This is a genomic window from Frateuria sp. sgz306004 (assembly GCF_057750885.1).
The window spans coordinates 78,734-97,939 of sequence record NZ_JBYLFE010000008.1; the positions used below are offsets into that span (position 1 = coordinate 78,734).

General features: G+C 63.4%; 20 protein-coding genes. 3 read left to right on the forward strand and 17 right to left on the reverse strand.

Annotated elements, in window-relative coordinates; genetic code table 11:
- Positions 1–245 precede the first annotated feature (245 nt).
- The 4 genes from AC3G2C_RS16990 to fliD all read right to left on the reverse strand — a co-directional run bounded on the left by AC3G2C_RS16990 (position 246) and on the right by fliD (position 2,957).
- Positions 246–803 (reverse strand): PilZ domain-containing protein, encoded by a 558-nt coding sequence (locus AC3G2C_RS16990; RefSeq protein WP_488385823.1) that lies wholly within the window; start codon positions 801–803, stop codon positions 246–248.
- A gap of 92 nt (positions 804–895) precedes the next feature.
- The gene (gene fliT, locus AC3G2C_RS16995) at positions 896–1,180 is read right to left on the reverse strand and encodes a flagellar protein FliT (RefSeq protein ID WP_488385824.1); all 285 of its coding nucleotides are present in this window, start codon (positions 1,178–1,180) and stop codon (positions 896–898) included.
- A gap of 13 nt (positions 1,181–1,193) precedes the next feature.
- Positions 1,194–1,616 carry a flagellar export chaperone FliS gene (gene fliS, locus AC3G2C_RS17000; RefSeq protein ID WP_488385825.1) on the reverse strand — a complete coding sequence of 141 codons (423 nt, stop codon included), beginning with the start codon at positions 1,614–1,616 and terminating at the stop codon, positions 1,194–1,196.
- A gap of 15 nt (positions 1,617–1,631) precedes the next feature.
- Complete coding sequence (gene fliD / locus AC3G2C_RS17005; RefSeq protein ID WP_488385826.1) at positions 1,632–2,957, reverse strand: flagellar filament capping protein FliD; 1,326 nt, start codon at positions 2,955–2,957, stop codon at positions 1,632–1,634.
- On the opposite strand from fliD, the gene AC3G2C_RS17010 reads away from it, so the two are divergent.
- Positions 2,947–3,267 (forward strand): hypothetical protein, encoded by a 321-nt coding sequence (locus tag AC3G2C_RS17010; RefSeq protein WP_488385827.1) that lies wholly within the window; start codon positions 2,947–2,949, stop codon positions 3,265–3,267. The genes fliD and AC3G2C_RS17010 overlap by 11 nt on opposite strands.
- Before the next feature lie 93 nt (positions 3,268–3,360).
- Here the strand turns inward: AC3G2C_RS17010 and AC3G2C_RS17015 are convergent, their stop codons facing one another.
- The 13 genes from AC3G2C_RS17015 to AC3G2C_RS17075 form a co-directional block, all read right to left on the reverse strand.
- Positions 3,361–4,569 (reverse strand): flagellin N-terminal helical domain-containing protein, encoded by a 1,209-nt coding sequence (locus tag AC3G2C_RS17015; RefSeq protein ID WP_488385828.1) that lies wholly within the window; start codon positions 4,567–4,569, stop codon positions 3,361–3,363.
- 289 nt (positions 4,570–4,858) lie between these two features.
- Complete coding sequence (gene flgL, locus AC3G2C_RS17020) at positions 4,859–6,085, reverse strand: flagellar hook-associated protein FlgL (RefSeq protein ID WP_488385829.1); 1,227 nt, start codon at positions 6,083–6,085, stop codon at positions 4,859–4,861.
- A 6-nt stretch (positions 6,086–6,091) separates the two neighbouring features.
- A complete protein-coding gene (flgK, locus tag AC3G2C_RS17025) occupies positions 6,092–7,966 on the reverse strand; it encodes a flagellar hook-associated protein FlgK (protein ID WP_488385830.1) in 1,875 nt (624 codons plus the stop codon).
- A gap of 18 nt (positions 7,967–7,984) precedes the next feature.
- Positions 7,985–8,926 carry a flagellar assembly peptidoglycan hydrolase FlgJ gene (flgJ, locus tag AC3G2C_RS17030; protein ID WP_488385831.1) on the reverse strand — a complete coding sequence of 314 codons (942 nt, stop codon included), beginning with the start codon at positions 8,924–8,926 and terminating at the stop codon, positions 7,985–7,987.
- On the reverse strand, positions 8,926–10,095 hold the full coding sequence (locus AC3G2C_RS17035) for a flagellar basal body P-ring protein FlgI (protein WP_488385832.1): 1,170 nt from the start codon (positions 10,093–10,095) through the stop codon (positions 8,926–8,928). Before AC3G2C_RS17035 ends, flgJ begins: the two co-directional genes overlap by 1 nt.
- Positions 10,095–10,778, reverse strand: coding sequence for a flagellar basal body L-ring protein FlgH (gene flgH / locus AC3G2C_RS17040; RefSeq protein ID WP_488385833.1), 684 nt, complete (start codon positions 10,776–10,778; stop codon positions 10,095–10,097). The genes AC3G2C_RS17035 and flgH overlap by 1 nt, the downstream gene beginning before the upstream one ends.
- An 8-nt stretch (positions 10,779–10,786) precedes the next feature.
- On the reverse strand, positions 10,787–11,572 hold the full coding sequence (flgG, locus tag AC3G2C_RS17045; protein WP_488385834.1) for a flagellar basal-body rod protein FlgG: 786 nt from the start codon (positions 11,570–11,572) through the stop codon (positions 10,787–10,789).
- Between the two features lie 27 nt (positions 11,573–11,599).
- Positions 11,600–12,340 carry a flagellar basal-body rod protein FlgF gene (gene flgF, locus AC3G2C_RS17050; RefSeq protein ID WP_488385835.1) on the reverse strand — a complete coding sequence of 247 codons (741 nt, stop codon included), beginning with the start codon at positions 12,338–12,340 and terminating at the stop codon, positions 11,600–11,602.
- 9 nt (positions 12,341–12,349) lie between these two features.
- Positions 12,350–13,567, reverse strand: coding sequence for a flagellar hook protein FlgE (gene flgE, locus AC3G2C_RS17055; protein ID WP_488385836.1), 1,218 nt, complete (start codon positions 13,565–13,567; stop codon positions 12,350–12,352).
- 36 nt (positions 13,568–13,603) lie between these two features.
- Positions 13,604–14,272, reverse strand: a complete 669-nt coding sequence (locus AC3G2C_RS17060; protein ID WP_488385837.1) for a flagellar hook assembly protein FlgD — start codon at positions 14,270–14,272, stop codon at positions 13,604–13,606.
- A gap of 17 nt (positions 14,273–14,289) precedes the next feature.
- Positions 14,290–14,718: a flagellar basal body rod protein FlgC gene (gene flgC, locus AC3G2C_RS17065; protein WP_488385838.1), complete on the reverse strand. Its 429-nt coding sequence runs from the start codon at positions 14,716–14,718 to the stop codon at positions 14,290–14,292.
- Positions 14,718–15,119, reverse strand: a complete 402-nt coding sequence (gene flgB / locus AC3G2C_RS17070; protein WP_488385839.1) for a flagellar basal body rod protein FlgB — start codon at positions 15,117–15,119, stop codon at positions 14,718–14,720. The genes flgC and flgB overlap by 1 nt, the downstream gene beginning before the upstream one ends.
- A 945-nt stretch (positions 15,120–16,064) precedes the next feature.
- On the reverse strand, positions 16,065–16,997 hold the full coding sequence (locus AC3G2C_RS17075) for a chemotaxis protein (protein ID WP_488385840.1): 933 nt from the start codon (positions 16,995–16,997) through the stop codon (positions 16,065–16,067).
- 177 nt (positions 16,998–17,174) lie between these two features.
- Between AC3G2C_RS17075 and AC3G2C_RS17080 the strand changes: the two genes are divergently transcribed.
- A complete protein-coding gene (locus AC3G2C_RS17080; RefSeq protein ID WP_488385841.1) occupies positions 17,175–18,482 on the forward strand; it encodes a methyl-accepting chemotaxis protein in 1,308 nt (435 codons plus the stop codon).
- The gene (flgA, locus tag AC3G2C_RS17085) at positions 18,479–19,168 is read left to right on the forward strand and encodes a flagellar basal body P-ring formation chaperone FlgA (RefSeq protein ID WP_488385842.1); all 690 of its coding nucleotides are present in this window, start codon (positions 18,479–18,481) and stop codon (positions 19,166–19,168) included. The genes AC3G2C_RS17080 and flgA overlap by 4 nt, the downstream gene beginning before the upstream one ends.
- Positions 19,169–19,206: the final 38 nt, after the last annotated feature.

Sequence of the window (19,206 nt, forward strand, 5' to 3'; positions counted from 1 at the left end):
GTTTTCTTGTCGCCTCCCGGCGAGGGGTGGGTGTCGCGTCGCGTCACCTCTTCTGCGGCCCCCGTGAAGCATACGTCACAGGATGCCTTAGAACCCTGAAATCATTGGACAAATCCAGGGGTATACCGGTCCTTGAAATGGTGACCTTTCACGGCACTGGCGCGAGACACGCGTCAAAGAACCTGTGCGCCAATCGTTCGTAGCGTGAACCGAGTCACATATCCGCCACGGTCATCATCGGGCGTCTAAGCAGAGGTTAGACGCTGACCTGCCACTTTGCGTCGGTGATGTCGGAATACGAGACGCTCCAGGGCATCGCGCGTCACTTCATCCAAAGTTTCGAAGGCAACAAAAATGTGATCGCTATCACGCTCTTGCATGAGTCGTGCCGGCAACTCCAGGGGAAGCGCCAAGCATCCGTCGATATGGAGGCGCAGCAGCGCACGCTCGGCACCCACCGGCCAGATCATTCGCGGAAGCAGCGCGCCATGCGCGTTGAATCGCACCAGGCGACGCGACGGAAGCTCAGTGTTTCGCCGCAACAACTGATCCATCATGGCCATCAGCACGTTGAGTTTGCTGTCCAGCCGCTGCATCTCCTGTCCCACGGCACTGTCTTCGTCCACGGCTTCGGCACGCCGCTCGCCGAATACCAGCAGCGTATTGAGCACATTGAGATTGCGCTCGCGAAGCGCGCCGTACTGCAAATCGCTCAGCGGTGCGGTCAGAGGGGCACAGTCGACGTGAAGTTCGTCTTCGAAAGTGACGCGGTCCGAAAAGGCCTGCCAGGAATCCTCGTGCATGCGACTCTCGATCGTCAGGGAAGCGCCACCCAGTCGGCGGACGGAGTGAAGTGTATGTGCAGGCGGCCCGGCGCGACAGCGGCCGCTTTCCCTCAGTCCAGGCTGGCCTTGAGATAGGAATGCAGCGCGCGGTGCCGATGCTGATGCTGGCCCAGCGCTTCTCCCGCCATATCCCGGGCGGCACCCACCAGGCGGAAGGTTTCCTCGTTGTCCTGCAGCAAGACCCGGATGGTATCGGCCATGGCGGGGTCGTCCAGCGACACCGCTTCGAGCAAACGACTGCGTTCGGCCTGGTGCATGGCCACCGAATCCCAATCCCCTGCCCGCGCCGAGGCGGCCATGCGGGCACTGGCTTGCAGTAGTTCGGTAGCGCTCATGCCTGCCGTCTCCTTACGGCGCCGTTTTGCTGGCAGATGCCAGATACGTGGTGCGAATGTCCCGCCAGGCATCCCGTATGGGGGTGAGCAAATCCAGCGCTTCGTCCAGCGCGCGTTCGTCGTTGTTGAGCTGCGCCTGCAAGAGGCGGCGGCAGGTGTAATCGTACAAGGCGTCCAGGCGACCGGCCAGTTTGGCATCGGCTTTGTGGTCGAGCGCACCGCGCAATTCGCCAAGAATGGCCTGCGCCTTGGAAAAATGCATGCCCTTGGCAGGCACGTCGCCGCGGCGCATGGCGCCACGCGCCTGGTTGAGCCGATCGATCACGCCGTCATACAGCATGCCGGTGAGCTGGTGGCGGTCCGCTCCCTCCACGCTACCTCGCGCATTGGTGTCCTGGTAGGCGGCGCTCGCGTTACGCATATAGCCGTAGGTCATGTCCTTGCCTCGGGCTTAGTTCTTTGAACTGTTGGAGTTGTTGAGCTGCGCCAGCGCCGTGGTCAGGTAACTGCTGGTGTTGTTTAGCGTGGACATGAGCGTATCCAACTGCGTGTACTGGTTTTGCAGCTGCGTCTGGTAGGTAGCCATGCGCGCGTTCAGTGCAGTTTGCTGTTGGCTCAACTGCGTCAACGTATTGTTGAGGCTGTCCATGCGAGTGGCAATGATGCCACTCGATGACGTGTACGTATTGATCGCCGTGTTCAGCGTATTGGCGTAACCGTTGGTGCCGGAGAACAGGTCTTTTACCGCGGAAGCATTGGACTGGAAGGCCGTCGCCAACTTGTCCGTGTCCAGACTGAGCGTGCCATCGGCATTGCGGGTAATGCCCAGATTGGCCAGCGTGCCAATGCCGTTGCCCTTCACCGCACCGCTGAGCACGGACGATATTTGACGCTGTACCGACGTAAGCGTGGTATCGCCTAGCAGCACGCCAGCCGCACCCGAGTTCTTGTCGTAGCTCGACAGCGATGCCGCCGTGGTGGCGTAGTTGTTGTAAGCCGTTACGAATGCCTGGATGGCCGTGGTGGCGGTCGAATTGTCCTGAGCAATGCTCAGGGTATTGGTGCCGGTATTGGTGAGGTTGAGCGTTACGCCATCCATCACGCCGGTGACGGTATTGCTCGCGCTGGTGGCGGGAATGCCGTCCACGGTGAGCTTAGCGTCCTGTGCTTCGTTGCTGCCAGCCGTGCTGAGCTTGGTGGCCAGCGCGGTGAGGCCAGCGCTACTGGTCGCGTCCGCGCTGATCGTGTACGCATTCGCCACGCCGGTATTGCTCGACGTGAGCACCAGCTGCTGGCCATTGGTGCCGCTCACTACCGTGGCGGTAACGCCCGGATTGGAGCTTGAGCTATTGATGGCGGCGGCGATGTCCGAAATGGAGTTGGTGGCCGACACCGGGATGGTCATGGTGTTCTTGCCGACGCCAATGCTCAGGTTGCCCGCGCCCACGGCGGTACCCGAGGCATACGGGTCGCTGGTGCGCTTCTGTGCGGTCGCCAGCTGCGATACCGCAACTGTGTAGTTGCCCACCTGGGCGTTTGAACGTGTGGATACCGTGCCAATGCTCGTCGAAGTGCCCACAGCCGTGAGCGTGCCGGTGAAGCTATTGAACGTGTTGATCGACTTGAGCGTGGCCAATGCGGTCTGGATGCCGCCCAGCGCCGAGTTCAGCGACGAAAGGCCGGTCAGCAGATTGTTGGTCTGCGCGGTACGGGTGTCGATCTGCTGCTGCGAGGCCGCCTTGCGCGCGTTGACCAGCGCGGTAACGATGGCGCTCACGTTCAGACCCGACCCGATACCCAGCGAGCTGATCGTGGAGTTGCCCGACGAGGTGGACGCGGAGTCGCTGGTACCGGATGACGAGCTGCTCGACGTTCCCGACGCGCTGCTCGAGCCGGAACTGTTGGTGCCGGTTGTACTCGAGCTGAGCTGGTTCAGCAGAGAGCTGAGGCTGCTGCCGGACGTTGCGCTGCTTGTCGTCATGGTGTTGCCTTGTCAGTTTCCCGATCGGTTCCCGCACGAGGCGGGCGTCTCGAGCCCCCGGCAAAAGCCTCGCTTTAAGCAAGGCTTTTGCCGGTGGCTCCCGTGATGCTGGGCGGGTTGCCGAAAGCAAACCCACCCGGCGATACCACCGGTCGCGACCAGTGGCGACCCGGGAGAGTCGCCACTGGCCTTGCGTCCGTTACTGCAAGAGCTTGAGCACCTGCTGCGGGTTGGAGTTGGCCTGGGCCAACACCGAGATACCCGCCTGCTGGAGCACCTGCGACTTGCTGAGCGAAGCCGTCTCGGCCGCGAAGTCCGCGTCCTGGATGGTCGACTGCGAAGCCTGCAGGTTGGTGGTCTGCGCCGCCACCGTGGAGATGGTCGACTGGAAGCGGTTCTGCACGGCACCCAGCTGCGCGGCGAAGTCGGCCACCGACTTCAGCGCCACGTCCACGCGGGAGATCAGTGCATTGGCGCTATCCACGCTGGTCACGTTGCCGGTATCCAGGCCACCGGCGGTGGCGACGGAGGCGGCATCGTTGTTGGCGGCGGCAGCACCGTTCACGCTGGAGTTGCCGGCGATGCTGGTCTGCGGGGTGGTTTGGCTACCGAGGGTCGAGCCAGCAGCGATCGAACCCGTGTCCGTCACCTTGAAGGTGCCGTTGGAGTAGATGCCCATTCCCCCATTGCCGTCCACCGCAGCGCTCAGGCCGCTGATGCCCGCCGCGTTGATGGCATCGGCCAGGTCCTGCACGCTCGAGGCCTTGCCAGACAGCGTGTGCGCCGTGCCAGCCGAGTCCGTGATGGTGATCTTGGACAGGTCGAGGGTGTACGCCTTGCCGGTGGCGTCCGTGAATGCGCCGCTCAGGTCACCAGTGTTCAGCTCGCCGATGGCACCCATGTCATGGGCCTTCACGCTCTGGCCGAGGCTAACGCTGATGGTCTGGCCCACATCCGAGCCGATCTGGAAGCTCTGGGTCTTCAGCGAGCCATCCAGCACGTTCTTGCCGTTGAAGGTGGTCTGGTTGGCGATACGGGTGATTTCCGCCAGGCGCTGCTGCACTTCCTGGTCCATCGACGCACGGTCGCTGGAGGTGTAGGTGCCGTTGGCGGACTGCACGGCCAGGTCACGAATGGCCTGCAGGTTGGCGGTCACCTGGTCCAGAGCCGAACCGGCCGTCTGCGCCAGGTTGATGGCGTCGGAGGCGTTGGCGCTGGCCTGCTTCAGGCCACCGATCTGGGTGGTGTAGCGCTGGGAGATCGCGAAGCCCGCGGCGTTGTCGGCGGCGCTGTTGATCTTCAAGCCCGACGACAGGCGCTGCGTGGCCTGGGCCAGCGCGCTCTGCGACTTGGTCAGGTTGTTCTGCGCGTTCAGCGACGAAACGTTGGTATTGATAACGAGAGACATGGATTTCTCCTACGTAACCGGTGACCGGTTCGGTTTGCTTGATACCTGCCGGCGGCCCGATGCTCCGTGGGAGTCACCATCCGCCTCAGTGAGCTTTTCGGCTGTCTCAGCGATTACTTAAGCATGACGCCAAATTTTCGTGACGTAGTGCACATCAGCACCCACCGAAACCGCTTGCCTTCGCCGTAGAGCTCACCCAGCCAACCTTCCGTAGACCTCCTTTCCGTTCCTGTTGCCACGCCTCATCGAACCGGCGGCCGCCAAGCACGACGACCGCGAACATCACGCCTTACTTCAGATAATTGAACAGGCTCATCGACTTCACCTGAGAAAAGATCTGCTGCGAGGCTTGCAGCGCCGCCGACTGCAACGACAGATTGCTGATGGCGGTATACGCATCCACGTTCTGCACATCCGAGAGTGCGGACTGATAGGTGACGTTGAGATCCTGGTAAGCCGACTGCTGCTGAGTCAATGTGTTCAGTCGCCCACCGATGGACACCTGCGTAGCGCTCAGCGTCGCTTGGGTCTGGTCGATCGACTCCACCTGGCGACTCATCACGTTGGTCAGCTGTGTATTGCTGATGTTTCCCTGCAGCGCGTTGATCATGTTGGTCAACGTACTGAAGACGTCCTGCGAACTGCTGTTGGATACCGCGATGGTATCGCCGGATGAAGGCGTGCCGCTGAGCGAAATGCTCATGCCGTTGAAGCTGATCGCGCCGCCATCCTGGTAGGTGCCACCCACCGGATTGCCGCTGCTGTCCAATACCGGGTTGCCCTTGGCATCCGCCGCCGTCCACGCGCCATTGGCGCCGAAGGTGATGGTGTAGCCGCCACCGCTGGTGGCCTTGGCCGCATTCCATGCCGTTTGATCGGTCACGCTATTGGCTCCCACTACCAGCGTGCCGGTGTTGCCGGCGCCCGCATTGGCCACATAGGACCCATTGCCGTTGGGGATAGCCATGAACAGGCTGGAACCGCTGTCGCTGGTCGCGACCTGCAACCCCGAGCCGATGGCGGAGCGCTGCTGGCCATCATTGCCGCCATAGGTAACCACGCCATTGACACCCACTTGGAAGGGCGTCTTGACCGTGCTGGTGCCGGCGAACAATGCGTTGCCGTTGCTGTCCGTCGTATTGGCCTGTTGCACCAATTGGTCACGAATCTGGCTGAGCTGGCTGGCAATGCTGCTGCGGTCGGAGGCCGACAACGTGCCATTCATGGCCTGCAAAGCGAGCGTGCGCGCGCTGTCCAGCGCGGTGTTGGCCGAGCTGAGCGTGCTGGCCTCGGTATTCAAGCGCGTGGTAGCGGTGTTGATGTTATTGGTGTACTGCGTGTTGGCCGCGATGATGTGATTGAGGCTGACTACCTGCCCCGCACCCGCCGGATCGTCGGACGCCACGTTGATGCGCTGACCGGTCGTCACCTGGTTCTGCGTCGCAGCCACCGAACTCTGCTGATTAAGCATGGTGGTGAGCGATTGCTGATACATCCAGCTAGTGGAGAGGCGCATGGCGGTTTATCCCTGGATCGCGGTGAGCAGGCTGGCGAAGATGGTCTGCGAGGTGGAGATCACCTGCGCCGAGGCTTGGTAGGCCTGCTGGTAACGCACCATGTTGGCGGCCTCTTCATCGAGGTTCACACCGGACACGGATTGCTGGGCGGACATGGCCTGGTTGTACAGGCTGGTCTGCGTGGTGAGATTGGTCTGTGCCTGACTGCCCGCCGAGCCGATACTGGTGGTGAGCGTGCCGTAGGCAGCAATGATCGAGCTGGTGCCGCCATTGAGCACGCCCTGATCGGACAAGGCCGCCAGCGCCAACGCATTGCTGGTGTCATTGAGACCGTTGCTATTGGCGCCGATGCTGAAGCTGTCGCCACCGGCCGGCGTACCCGAGGGCGTCACGCTCCAGCCGTTGGCGCTGATGGTCTGGCCCGGGGCGTAGCTGCCGCTGGCAAGCACATTGCCCGCGCTGTCGGCCACCTGATAGCTGCCCGCCGTGGGAAAGCTCAACGTCGCATTGCTCAGCAGCGCGGCGTTGGTCGGGTCCTGCACGGTGAGCGAACCGAGCGTGGCGGTGCCGGTGTTGGCGCTGGCCGCCTTGCCGCTGAGCGCTGCGGCGGCGGCGATGCCGTTAGGGTCGGTCATGGTCAGCGCCAGGCTGCCGGCGGCACCGCGTGTGGGCTGAATCATGTAACTGTCGCCGGCCTGCGCGGCGCCGGACACATTGAAGGTGAGCCCGTCGGCGGACAACGAACCGTCCGGATTGGAAGTGAGCGCCACGTTCTGCCCGGCGGTGGTTTGCAGGTTCCAGCTGGCGCCGTCGTAACTCAGCACATAGTCGGACGTGGTCAGCTTGGATGTGTCGCTGATGCTGGCCGCCACGGTGGCACTGCCCTTGTTGGCGGTGCTGCCCAGCACGGCCGGCGACGGCACACTGAACATGGCCCCGCCCTGCTTGCCGTTGAGGTCCAGCCCTTTGGACTGCTGCAGATTGACGCTGTTGGCCAGGCCGATGGCAGCCTGACCCAACTGGTTCTGGGTACGGTCCAGCACGTTGCTGCGGTAATCGAGCAACGCACCCAGGCTGCCACCGCTGAGCTTGCTGGTGATGTCGGTGCCGGTACCGTCGAACACGTCCGTGCGCGAACTGTCATAGGCATTGTTGCCCGTGCTCAGCGCGAAGGACTTATCGCCGCTGACCAGCGCCTGCCCATTGGTGGCATAGATGCTGATGGTGCCATCCGACTGGGCATTGGCCGTGACGCCCAGGTAGCCCGACAGGGTTTGCACCATGCTGTCGCGCTGATCCAGCAAGTCGTTGGGAACGTTGGTTCCGGCCTGGCGGATCTTGGCGTTGAGGTCAGCGATATTGCTGGCCACGCTGTTGATGCTGCTGACCGTGGTGGAAATCTGGCTGTTGATCTGGCCTTGCTGCGCGCTCAACTGCTGGGCGAGTGTATTGAAGTTGGTGACCATCGAGCTGGCGGTGCCCAGCAGCGACTGGCGGCTGGAGGCGACACCCGGCGTGTTGGCGACCGTGCTGAAGGCGCCGTAGAAGTTGTCCAGCGACGTCTGCAGGTTGCCGCTGGCGCTCAACGCGCTGTTCAGCGTGGTGGTGAGGTTGTTGTAGGTCGTGGCCCGCTGCATGCCCGAGTTGCTGGTCCACAGCGCCTGGGTCAGAAAATCGCTATAGGCACGCTGCACCGACTGCACGGTTACGCCGCTGCCGATGGTGAAAACCCCGCCACTGCCCGACAGCGCCTCGCTCTGCAGCACCGTCTGTCGGCTATAGCCCGGCGTGTTGACGTTGCTGATGTTGTTGCTCACGGTGCTCAGCGCCACCTGAGCGGCGTTGAGACCAGAGGCACCAATACTGAGAAGGTTAGACATGGGTCATTCCTGGACAGATCACTCGATAGAGTTCGGCGCGGCCGCGACTTTCTTGAGTGCCTGGAGAGCCTCGCGCATGGCGGGGCTGTTGGCGATGGCGGCGATTTTCTGGGCGTAGCTCGGGTCCGTGGCGTAGCCGCCGTTGACCAAGCCGCGGGCAAAACCCAGTACATCGTCGCCGTGGTTGAGCGCGTTGGCATAACGCGGGTTGTCGGCAATCAGCCGGGCATAGTCGTCGAAGGACTCGCCCGGATTGGCGTAGGAGCGGAATTGGGCGTGCTTGCGGACCGCCACCCCATCCTCGAACTCCAGAGTGGGCACGCTGACCTTGTCCCCACCCCAACTGCTGCCTGCTTTCATGCCGAACAGGTTGTTGCTGGTGTTGCCGTTGGAATGGGTCGGCAGGTGCTGTCCCCACTGGGTCTCCAACGCGGCCTGAGCGAGCACGGCGCGTACCGACACACCCAGCTTCTGGGCCGCCTTTTCCGCATACGGCGCCAGCTGCTGCACGAATTGCTGCGCATCCTGCGGCAACCACTTGAGCACCTTGTCGCCTGCCGAGCGCGCGGCGCCCATCACGGAACGTAGGCGTTGCTGCCAGTCGTCGCTCGCGGCCGCAGTGGATGCCGCGTCGGCGCCGGTGGTGCTGGCTCCGCCCAGTTGGCGTACCAACATCTGGGCAATGCCCAGGCCATTGCCATGCTGGGACAGCTGAATGGACAGTTGCTGGTCGAACATGTCGCGCCAGGCGTTACCCGCTTCGCTGTCGAACAGCCCGTCGCCCGCGCTGGCGTCGCGCATGGACTTGAGCATCATCTGGGTGAAGATGGATTCGAACTGCTTGGCCACCGCCGGCAGCGCTGCCTTCGCGTCGCTCTGCGCACTGTTGCGCAGCGCCTGGAACCCGGACAGATCAGTCCAGGTATTCAGGCTGTTGCTGGCGTCGGCGTTGACGGTCATCAGATCACCACAAGCTCGGCATGTAACGCACCCGCCTGCTTGAGCGCCTGAAGGATCGAGATGAGATCGGTAGGCGAGGCCCCCACCTGATTCACCGCACGCACGATCGTGTCGAGGTTGGTGCCAGGGCCGAACTTGAACATGTGCGCGCCATCTTCACTGACTTGCACGTCGCTCTGCGGCACCACCACGGTCTGCCCGCCCTTGCTGAACGGCCCGGGCTGGCTCACCTGCGGGGTCTCAGTGATGGTTACCTGGATGGAACCGTGCGCAACAGCAGCCGGCGTGACGCGAACTTCCGAGCCGATCACCACCGTACCCGTGCGCGAATTCACCACCACGCGAGCGGGCGCGTCGCCGGGTGCCACGTCCAAACCCTGGATCGCCCCCATCCAGGCCACGCGCTGGGCCGGGTCCACCGGGCCGCGCACGCTCACGGAACCGCCGTCCAGCGCGCTGGCAGTGCCTGCGCCATAGGTGCGGTTGATCGCCTCAGCAATGCGCGTGGCCGTGGTGAAGTCCGCCGAATTGAGATTGAGCACGAGGTCCCCGCCGCTGCCGAATGAGGACGCCACCGGTCGCTCGACCGTCGCACCGTTGGGTACGCGGCCGCTGGCGGAAATATTGACCTGCACGCTGGAGCCACTCTTGCCAGAGGCACTGATGCCGCCGACCACCACGCTGCCCTGCGACATGGCATAGACGTTGCCATCGGCACCACGCAGCGGCGTCATCAGCAACTCGCCACCGCGAATGCTCTTGGCGTTACCGATCGAGGCGACCGTCACGTCAATGGTCTGGCCAGGCTTGGCGAACGGCGGCAACTGCGCCGTCACCATCACTGCGGCCGCATTCTTCAACTGCGGAGTCACGTTGGCCGGAACTTTGATGCCGAACTGCACCAGCATGTTCTCCAGACTCTGCGTGGTAAACGGCGCCTGCGTAGTCTGGTCGCCGCTACCATCCAGGCCCACCACCAAGCCGTAACCAATCAACTGGTTGGTGCGCACACCGCCCACCTGGGCGAGGTCGCGGATCTTGTCTGCATGCACTGGCTGATTCACCGACAGACAACCGCACAGCACGATCACCGCGCCACGCAAGACCGACAGCACACGCTGACGGGCACGGTGCCAGCCAAAGGGGCGATAAGAAGCCAAGGCGTTCATCAGTAGGGCATCCATTTGGAGCTGAAGAACCGTGACAACCAGCCTTGGGTATTCGCGTCGGCCAGAGCCCCCTTGCCGGTGTACCCGATCTGCGCGTCGGCCACGCGCGTGGATGGCACGCTGTTGTCTTGCAGGATGTCCTGCGGACGCACGATGCCGGAAATACGAATTTGCTCCTGCCCCTGGTTGATGGTGACCATCTTCTCGCCGCGCACCAACAAATTGCCGTTGGACAAGCGCTGGGCCACCGTCACCGTGACGGAGCCGGAGAGCTGATTGCTCTGGCTGCTATCGCCGCTACCGTCGAATGCACGGTTGCCGTTGAGACTGGTGTCCGCCGTCGACCCGCCGACCTTGAGTGTGTGACCAAGAATGCTGGGCGCGGAAATGGTGCTGGCGTCCTTCTTGCTCGTATTGGTGCTGGCTTTCTTCGACGCCTGTGTACTCTCCACCAGCGTGATGGTGAGGATGTCGCCCACACGGTGCGCGCGCGCATCGTTGAATAGCTCTATGCCCTGATCGGCATGGTAGATCGAGCCATCGGTGGGCGGCGCGGCCATCGGCTCCTGCGGCATGGTGGCAGCCCACCGATGATCGTCGCGCGGCGGCTGCATGCCGCAACCCGCAAGCGTGCAGACGGCCAGCAAGAGTGAGAAGCGAAACAATGGACGGAAGGACGGCATGGCTGTACTCACATCTTGTCGGTCAAGTCCTGCAGCATCTGATCGGTGCTGCTGATGGCCTTGGAGTTCATCTCGTAGGTGCGCTGCGTCTCGATCATGTTGACCATTTCGGCCACCACGTTGACGTTGGAGGATTCCAGCGATCCCTGTGCCAGCGAACCCATGCCATTGAGCGACGGCTGGCCGGTCTGCGGCGCACCGCTGGAGGCGGATTCGAGGTAGAGGTTTTGTCCCATCGGCTGCAGGCCGGCGGGGTTGATGAAGTCGGCCAGTTGCAAGGTACCCAGCGTTGCGGGCGTGGCCGATGCCGTGGTGGTGGCGGACACCGTGCCATCCAAACCGATGGTGATGCTCTGCACATTCGGCGGCACGGTGATGGCAGGCTCCAGCGGGTAGCCGTCGGCGGTGACCAGTTGGCCATTGGCGTCGGTGTGCAGCGAGCCATCGCGGGTATAGCCCACGCTGCCGTCGGGCATGCTCACCTGCAAGAAGCCACGACCCTGGATGGCCACGTCGAGCGAGTTGCCGGTCTGCGCGATATTGCCTTCCGTGAACAGCTTTTCGTTGCCCACCACGCGCACGCCCGTGCCCAGCATCAGGCCCGAGGGCGATAGCGTCTGCTCGGTGGTCTGGCCGCCGGGCTGGGCCTTGTTCTGGTACATGAGATCCTGGAACGCCGCACGCGAACTCTTGAACGCGGTGGTGTTGGCGTTGGCCAGGTTGTTGGAGATCACGTCCATGCGCGTCTGCTGCGCATCAAGGCCGGTCTTGGCAATCCAGAGAGAAGAAAACATCGGTCACTCCATGAATAGGTGGGGCGGTCAGCTCGACTGCATCAGCTTGAGGCTGGAGTCGGCGTTGTCCTCGGCGGTCTTGATGGACTTCACCTGCATCTCGTACTGGCGCGACAAAGAGATCATCTTCACCAGCTCTGCCGACGGATTGACGTTGCTGCCCTCGAGCACGCCCGATGAAAGAATCACGTTGTTGTCCTGACCGGCTGTGCTGCCATCGGTCATATGCATCAACCCGTCGCTGCCCTGTGCGAGCTGCGTAGCGTCAGGATTGACCAGCTTGATGCGATCCAGCGTGGTCACCGAGTTGGGGCCCTGCCCCAATGGCACGCTGGAAATGGTTCCGTCGGCACCAATGTTGATCTCGGCCGCCGGGGGGATGGTGATGGGGCCGGAGCTGCCCATGATCGGGTTGCCACGCGCGTCGGTCAGGCCACCATCGGCCGTGAGCTGCAGATCACCCGCGCGGGTATATGCCTCGCTGCCGTCCGGTGCCTGGACCGCGATCCATCCACTGCCTCGCACGGAAATATCCAGCGAACGGCCGGTGTTGACGGGTGAACCCTGCGTCTCGCTTTGCCCGATGCCCTGAGTAACCGCGTTGATGCGCGAGGGCGTACCGGTGCCAAGCACCGGTACGCTCTGAAACGCGGACAGCTCGCTCTTGAAGCCGACCGTGGACGTATTGGCCAGGTTGTGGGCCACCGCGTCCTGGGCACGCATGATCTGCGTGGCCCCGGTCATAGCTACGTAGACGGAACGATCCATGGCGGCTTATCAGCGCGAGACAGCGTTGAACAGCGCCGAGGCCAGGGTGTTGTCGGTCGACAGCACCTGAGCATTGGCCTGGTAGTTGCGCTGGGCCTGGATCATGTTGACCAATTGCGAGGTGGTGTCGGCCGTGTTGGAACTTTCCAACGCACCCGACTGCAACGCGCCGAACTGGCCTGTGCTGGCAGTACCCATTACCGCCGGGCCGGAGTCGCTGCTCGCTGCCCAAGTCGTATTCCCGAGCTGACGCAGGCCCTGCACGTTGCCAAAGTTGGCAATGGCGACCTGGCCGATCTGCGTACTCTGGTTGTTGGAGTAGTACGCCGTGACCACACCTTTGCTGTCGATGTCGATGTTGGACAGAGTGCCCGCCTCGAAACCATTTTGCGAAATGTTGCCGGCCGAGTAAGCAGTACCGAATTGCGTGGTGTTGGTGACATTGAGCGACAGCGTCATCGCCGACGAACCGTTGCCCAGGTTTACGGAGTTAAAGGCAAGCACACCGTTGGAGGGCGTCGCCAAGTTGCCGCTGGTGTCGAAGGTAAGCGCCTGCGTACCGGCGTTCTGCCCATCCACGTAAAGATTGGCGTTCCAGGCATTGGTGCCGGTCTTCACGTAGTAAACCGTCGCCTGGTGCGAACCGCCCTGCGAGTCATACACGGTCACCGGGGTGGCCGCGTTGTAGCTCGTGGAATCGCTGGTGCTGAACGCATTGGTCGGCACGGTGGCGCTGGACGGCAGGTTGGAGTTCATGGTGACCAACGAGGTGGCAGTGGCATTGCTCTGCGCACCCACCAGGTTGAGGTCCTTCAGCGTGCTTGTGTCGAAGCCACCCGCACCATTGGACGGGTACACCTGCAAGCGCGCACCCGTCGGGGTGACCACATAGCCATTGTTGTCCTTCTGGAAATCGCCAGCACGCGTGTACTGCGCGCCGCTGCCGTTGTTCACCACGAAAAAGCCATTACCCGAAATGGCCAGGTCCAGGCTGTTGTTGGTGGTCTGGATGTCACCCTGGCTGAACTGCTGGGCTACGTCCTGCAAGCGCGCGCCGCTACCGATCGCGGTGGAATTGAGGTTAAGGCCAGTCACCGCGTAGATATCTGCGAACTCCGCGCGCGAGCCCTTGAAGCCCGTGGTGTTGGCGTTGGCAATATTGTTGGCGATGACGTTGAGATCGGACTGGGCCGCGTTGATGCCGCTGAGCGCCGTATTCAGTGCCATGTTCGGTTCCTCGTGATGAGATTGACGCGTGGAGCGTCAGAGAATCTGCGCCACCTGGCTGAGCGACACCCCGCCCACGCCCGATACCTGCAGGTAAGTACCCAACGTGCTGCCGCCATAGCCGACACCGGTGACCGTTCCGGCCACGTAGGTATTGAGCGAGGTGGTGCCACTGGTGGCCTTGAGCGTGTAGTCACCCTGCGCAAGGGTGTTGCCGTTGTCGTCCTTGCCGTCCCAGGTGAACTGGGCCAGTCCAGTGTTCTTGGTGCCTAGCGGCATGGTGCGCACCACGTTGCCGCTGCCGTCGAGCACCTGCACGGTGACGCTTTCGGTGCTTGGAACATTCACCGCGCCAAGCATGCTGGTGCTGCCGTCGAAGCTCATGGTGGAGGAAGGCACGATCACCTGGCGATTCACCAGGTTGGAGGAGCTGAGCACCTGCGACGTCTGCATGGCCGTACTGAGGTTGCTGCTCAACGTCTGCAGGTCGGTATCCAACTGCTGGGTCGAAGAAAGCTGGCTGAATTGCGCCATCTGCGACACGAACTGCGAGTTGTCCACCGGGTTGGTGGGGTCCTGCGCCTGCAACTGCGCCGTCATCAACTTGAGGAAGTCGGCCTGCGTCATGGTGTTGGACAAGGCCTGATTCACACTGGACGTGCTGGCCTGGTTGCTGGTGCTGCTAGTACTGGGAATGGTCGACACGTAGGCATCCTCCCGGCTTATTTGCCGAGGTCGAGGGTCTTGAGCATGAGCTGCTTGGTGGTGTTCATCGCTTCGACGTTGTTCTGGTAAGAACGCGACGCGGTGATCATATTCACCAGCTCATCGATGGGATTGACGTTGCTGCCGTAGACGTAGCCGTCGGCATCGGCCATGGGGTTACCCGGCTCGTAGCGCGTCTGAACATCGGCCTGGCTTTCGGTCACACCTTTCACCTGCACGCCCACGGCGCTATCGGTGTCGGCGTTGCTGGTGCCACCCAGCGCGCGCTGCACCGCGGCGAATAACGGTTGCTTGGCGCGATAAGCATTCTCGGGCGTGCTCGACACGCTGTCGGCGTTGGCGAGGTTGCTGGCCACGGTATTGAGCCGCAGCGACTGCGCCGCCATGCCGGAGCCGGCGACGTCGAAAATCTTGAACATCGACATTAGCCTTGGCCTCCAGTGATGGCGGTCCGCAGCATATGGATCTGCGCGGTGATGAAGGAAAGCGAAGCCTGGTAATGCACGCCGTTGGCGGCAAAGTTGGCTTGCTCGGTCTGGGTGTCGACGGTGTTGCCGTCCATCGAAGGCTGGCTCGGCACCCGATAGGCGAGTTTCTGTCCAGCATCTGCGGACGGATCGATTTGCCCTTGCTGCGTAATGGTCATCGGCAACTTTTCGTTGGTGCCGCTGGCATGCGAGAGCGCCTGTTTGAAATCGATATCGCGCGCGAGATAGCCGGGGGTATCGGCGTTGGCAAGGTTGCTCGCCAACACTTCACCGCGGCGCTGCCAGAGATCGAGTGCCTGGGTATGCAGACCAAACAGGTTGTCGTTGATCGAACTCATGTCTCGCTCCTGCGGCGAGGGCCGCGGGAGGGTTTGAGCAATTTGCGTGCCACGCTTTGGCGATGTGGCGGGAAGGCGCGCCATTGTTGGGTTTTCGCGCTTTTCTTGGCGGGGTGGGTGGCGCGAAATGGAGGGGGTGTCGGTTTTTCGACTGGGTGGTAGCGGGTTCTCGTCGCCGGGGTTTTGACGGTGTGTTTGGGGTGATGGTCTTTGAGCGCTATGGCGTTAAGAGGCCAAAGCTTGGCGTGCTTTGCAGCAGGTGATGGGCCGGTGGTCCCGTGGGGGAGCAGGCGATGCGGGGGTGGGGCAATCTGGCCGCCTTCGCGGCGGGCGTTTCGATCGCCTGCGGGCGACGCGAAGCTAGCTCCTTTGGCGCGCTCAAGTCACCTTAGCTTTGCTGGCCCAAAGAGAAGTAACCCAAAGAAATGGCCTTAGGAGCGGGCAGCTTTGTGTTGGGAAGAGCCTTGAGGCTTGGATGGTTCTGTTGGGGAACACCTCCGCCGCACCGTAGCGGCTACACCGCAACGCGCCTTAGCCAAGAGGGCTTAAGGCAGCGTGCTTCACGCTCCTCAGCCGCCATTTCATCAAGCGCGGGGTGCTGATGTGGGCTGCGTTAGCTCGCGGCGCACCTCATCGTTGTCCCAGCGAACCCCAAAAGGGGGCAAGCGCTGGGACCCAGTGACTTTGCCTTTGCGTTGGCTCTTAGCTATTGATCTGCCGGCTCCCGGGCGCCCTGGTCTCTTTCGTTCCTTTTTCTCGGGCAAGTAACAGAACGTGCCCCAGCCTCCGACAGGAGGTCGGAAGCCCGTAGGCGAGCGAGACCGCGAGAACATCCCCCAAGCGCGCAAAGCACGAATAGACCGGCCATTCGGCCGCCGTTCTGCCTTCACCGCAATGACGTTAGGTAAAGGCCCACTCCAAACCCAACCCGCCAAGCCGGAAAAGTCAACGAACGTCCAACCGCTCCGGCATCAAATCCAGTACCGCCTGCGCCAGCACATCCGGCTGAAACTTCGCCACGAAGCGGTCTGCGTTCACCTCGCGCACCATCGCCTCATTGAAAATGCCGCTGATGGAGCTGTGCAGAACCACCTTCAACGAACGCAGCTCCGGCGTCTCGCGAATCGCACGGGTAAGCGCATAGCCGTCCAGGCGCGGCATTTCGATATCGGACACCACCAAGGTGATGCTCTTGTCGTCCGGCGCCGTGGCCAACTCCGTCAAGCGCTCCAGTGCCTCGCGCCCATCACGGGCGACTACGCACTCCACATCCATCTGGCGGAACAGGTTCACCAACTGGTTGCGGGCCACCAGGGAATCGTCCACCACCATGACGCGGCGCGGCTGCAAATCGTGCACGCGGGCGATGCGCTGCATGGGGCCGGAGAGCTCCGTGGTGGTGGCGTTGAGGCTAGCCAGCACGTGCTCCACGTCCACAATGGCGATCAAAGCGCCGTCGATGCGGGTCACCGCATTCACGCGCGTGCCAAAGCCCAGAGCCGGCGGCGGCGTGGCCAGCGACTCACCCGCGCAGTGCACCAGGCGCTGCGGTTCGGCCACCAGAAAGCCCTGCACGGTGCGGCTGAACTCGGTCACCATCAAATGGGCCGAGGGCTCATCGCGCAGCGGCGGGTAGCCCAGGGCCACGGCCAGGTCGATGACGGGGATAGTCTGGCCGCGATAGTCGCAACTGCCCGCAATCAGCGGCACGGCGTCGGGCATGCGCTCCATGGGCGGGCGGCGCATAACCTCGCGCACCTTGAATACATTGATGCCGAACAACTGCTCGTCGCCCATTCGGAACAGCAGCATCGCCACGCGATTGTGCCCGGCCAAGCGGGTCTGCTGCTCCACCTTTTCCATCCACGCGCCGCTCATGCGGACTCCTCGCCAGGCGGCTGGTCGCCGCGGGTTGCCTCATCGCTCGCGTATCGGCCGGAAACACGCCGGCTTGAGGCAACGCCCTCGGCTACGTGGCACGTCGCTTGCTTTCTCAAGTTCCGACCTGTCCCGCCGATGCCGGGACGACCTTATTAGGGAAGGAACGATTCGCCCATGAGCCTGATCTGGAGCCAGCACCTTACCGAGCTTGCACGCGCCGCCGCCGCAGGTGATCGGGCGCGCGTGGCACAGCTGTCCGCACGCCATCCCCGCGCCGCGCAAGCGTTGGCGCCGCTGCTAAAGGCGGTATCCAGCGTGCCGCCGCCGGCCGCCGTGGCACTGCAGACGCTTGAGCAACAAGGCCTGGTACTGAGCGCCGCGCAGGCGCTGGTGCGCGAGCAGGCGGGCATGCGTCAATCCGCCGAGGAGTGCCGTGATGGCGTCGGTCGCTTGACGGATGGCAGTGCCGGAATCTCGACGGCCCTGCAGCAGATCACCACGAACCTCGACTACGCCCGCCAGACCGGCGAGAACAGCGAGCGCAACGTCAGCGAGCTGGACGGCCAGTTGCGCCTGCTGCGCACCGCCCTGTCCACCATGAACCGCAACCAGAGCCGGCTGGCCGAGCAAGTCGCCCAGATCCGCAAGCTCACCGGCGTGGTGCAGGAGATCGCCCACCAAACCAACCTGGTCGCCCTGAATGCGGCCATCGAGGCGGCCCGCGCTGGCGAGGCTGGCCGCGGCTTCGCCGTGGTGGCCGACGAAGTGAAGCAACTGGCCGAAAAGACCAGCCAGGCTACCGCCGAGATCGAGCAGGTCACCGGCTCCATTGGCGAGTTCTCCCTGCAACTGGATGGCGACGTACAACAGGGCCTGCAGCGCCTGGAACGCGCCCAGGACAACGTGGCCCAGACCGGCACCACCCTGCAGGACAGCGGCGAAGCCCTGCGCCAGGTTGGCGACCGCATCACCACCATGCACAAGAACCAGGACGCTCAGCACGCTCGCGCCACCGCCGCGCAGGCCTCACTGGGTGCGTGGCACCGACGCGCCGCCGAGGCCAGCCGCCAGGCCGAGGCCCTCAGCCGCGCCGCCTTGCTCTCCCATCGCCTGTCGCTGGACTGGCTGGAGGGCGAAAGCGGCCACGACCCGGCCAGCCTCAGCCTGACCGTGCGCGAGGCCGCCCAGGGCCTGCGCCAGGCCATGGAACTGGCCCTGCAGGAACCGGCCGCGCTGGATCGTCGCTGGTTCGACACCCAGGCCCTCTCCCGCACACTGCAGCGCCTGGCGGAAGGCCGCATTGGCCACCCGGCTGCCACGGCGCTCACCGCCTCCGGCGAGCGCCTGCGCGAACATGGCAGCACCTTTGCCACCCTGCTTACCGACGGTCAACTCGACCAGGCCAGCCAGATGGTGGGTCAGCTGGAAAGCGAACGCGAAGCCATGCTGGCCCAACTCAACGTGCTTCTGGCCGATCTATGACCCTGCGCCTGCTGGCCATCCTGCTGATCGGCGTCACCGCGACGTCCGCCCACGCCGCCGACGCGGTGCAGGCGGCGCGCGCGCAGGCCGAGCAATGGCTGCGCGGGCAATACGAAACCCCAGGCAGCCGGGTGATCGCACAGGCCGCCGCGCTCGATCCTCGCCTGCAGCTCGCACCCTGCCCGGTGGCGCCGGTGCCAGGCCTGCAGGAGGGCGCGCGCCTGATGCCACGCATGAACGTCACCCTCCGCTGCCCCGTGCCTGACGGCTGGACCCTACGCGTACCCGTGCAGCTCCAAGTGTTCCGCCAGGTACTGGTCATGGCCCGCCCGCTACAGCGCGGCGATGGCGTGCGCCAGGACGATGTACGGAGCGAGGAGCGCGACATCACCCGCCTGGGCTACGGGTATGTCAGCGACATGGGCGAGGTGGAAGGCCGCACGCTATCGCGCGCCATGGGCGCCGGCGTCGTACTCACCCCAACCGCCTTGGGTGGCCGCATGGCCATCAAGGCGGGCGACCAAGTACAACTGGTGTCACGACTGAACGGGATCGAGGTCCGCGCCAGCGGCGTCGCCCTGGGAAGCGGCGACAGCGGTTCGCGCCTACGGGTGCGCAATGGCAGTTCCGGGAAAGTGATCGACGCTATGGTGCTTGCGCCGGGCCAGGTACTGGCCCTCCCATAGCTAGCGGCAATACAGACCACTAAAGTTTGCGGCCAACC